This is a genomic window from Flavobacterium sandaracinum, assembly GCF_004349135.1.
GTDB lineage: Bacteria > Bacteroidota > Bacteroidia > Flavobacteriales > Flavobacteriaceae > Flavobacterium > Flavobacterium sandaracinum.
This window is the reverse complement of record NZ_SMFN01000053.1, coordinates 1-1,890: the sequence shown is the minus strand read 5'-3', so window position 1 is coordinate 1,890 and position 1,890 is coordinate 1. Positions and strand designations below refer to the sequence as shown.

The window sequence follows — 1,890 nt, the reverse complement described above, 5'->3', positions numbered from 1 at the left end:
CATAATCGAGTAGACGGCTCCGCCAGAAACTGACGGAGTGCGCCTCTCACACCACCGTACGTACGGGTCTCGTATACGGCGGTTCGCAAAGTGATGGGTTGAGTTCCATGTAAATCTCCAACATTGATTGATAGCCTTTCTTCTTAAGTCGTAGTAGGGTAATTGTAGTGGTTAGAATTGGACTTTGAGCGATTCGCCAGCCTCCTTTTCTGGTTCTGCTCCAAGCATAAGCGTGGTCTTTGTCAATCCCTAGTCGCATCAGGTTTTTCCTTTTACGTTCGGGTTTTTTCCAGTCCGTCCAAATGCAATAGCGCAGTCGGTTGCGCAACCAACCATCAATATCTCGTAACTTTCCTTGAATACTTGTTCCCCGAAAATAGTTTAACCATCCTCGTTGGATTTCATTGATTTTACCGATACGTTCCTCGAAACTTTTGGGTGCGGTTTTGCGTGTCACTTCTTTTAAACTCTGCTTGAGTTTTGCCCAAGCTTTGTCCCCTACCGTTAGTTGATACCTGCCTTTTACCCCTTTTTGATAGGTCGATGCAAACGAAAATCCCAATATCGTGAACTGAATGGGTTTTCTAATCCCGCTCTTTTCCAAATTTATGGTTAGTTTCAGCTTGTCTCTCAAAAATAGAAAGATAGCGTTTCCAACCGTTTTGGCTTGTGTTTTCGATTTGGTGTAAATACTGAAATCATCGGCATAACGGACAAACTTTAAGCCTTTTCGTGTCAGTTCTTTGTCCAATTCGTGGAGTAAGATATTTGACAAAAACGGACTTATCGGGCTTCCTTGCGGAACGCCTTTTCTACGTTTGATCAGTTTTCCTTTGATGAGTATCGGCACTCGCAGCCATTTGCGGATTAATCGCAAAGTCGTTGGACATTTTACCTTTTGGTAAATTAGGTTCAGCAGCAAGCAATGGTCGACTTCATCGAAGAAGGTCTTTAGGTCAATATCTACAATGTAATTGTAGCCTTCGTGAATGTTTCCCAAGGATTTGCCTACCGCTTGGCGGGCGTTTTTGTTGGGTCGAAATCCGAAGCTGTTCACACTAAAATCTTTTTCGAATCTCGGCATCATCGCTTGCGATACGGCTTGTTGAAGCAGTCTGTCAACTACTGTTGGAATTCCCAAGAGTCGGAACTTTCCGCCTCCTTTTGGAATGTCCACACCAAGAATAGGTTGCGGTAAGTAACGGTCATTCTTAATATCTTCCAGTAATGCAAACTTGTGTTCACGGAAGTAGTCCGCCAGTTGAGTGGTTTTTAGTCCATCAACGCCCGCACTGCCTTTGTTGACCACTACTTGACGTAGCGCCTTTTGGAGATTGTAAGGATGTGTTACTTGTGTAATCATAATTGTTGTTTTACATTAAATTCTTCCTGTTCCGCTTTTTCAGGGCTATAACTTGCGTTATTCCGATGAAAATTRAGAACCACTTTGCGTTGGGTCCTTCCTTGTTTGTGAGTCCTMTACCRTTTCTATTGGTARCTCGTTRCCCCAWGTACTATGACTTCTGCTGACTTCTTTACTTAACCAACTCGTGGTTGCAAAGACCTCCCTCGGTAAGCACTTCCTCTTTCCGTCTATSCCCGACGCATCTACTAACTAAACCTGTTGTCTAAAGGCTTTGCATTGCTGTGCATGCTTACCCAATTTAGCTAGCCTCTTATGCGCTTTGTGTTCCTCGGTACAGACTTTTGCCGTTTGGCTTCCTTCACTGCATGGRTCGCYCCAAACCAGCTTRCCACGTGCTAATCGGCTCAATATAAWWCAACAACTTGCCGATAAGGGACTTGCACCCTMTAGATAAAATTCCTACTTTTGAGGAATTGGAAGTGCATGCAAGGCACACACAGCCGTTACACGAGATTTGGGTATTT

The 1,890-nt window shown here is 44.0% G+C and carries 1 protein-coding gene; it reads right to left on the bottom strand.

What is annotated here, in order from left to right; genetic code table 11:
* Positions 1-46: 46 nt before the first annotated feature.
* Entirely contained in the window at positions 47-1,363 is a 1,317-nt protein-coding gene (gene ltrA, locus E0F91_RS17525; RefSeq protein WP_132067636.1) for a group II intron reverse transcriptase/maturase, read from the bottom strand.
* Between the last annotated feature and the right edge of the window lie 527 nt (positions 1,364-1,890).

Excerpts from the sequence above, each read along its gene's own strand:
- ltrA (WP_132067636.1), bottom strand. The coding sequence starts at position 1,363 with ATGATTACACAAGTAACACATCCTTACAATCTCCAAAAGGCGCTACGT.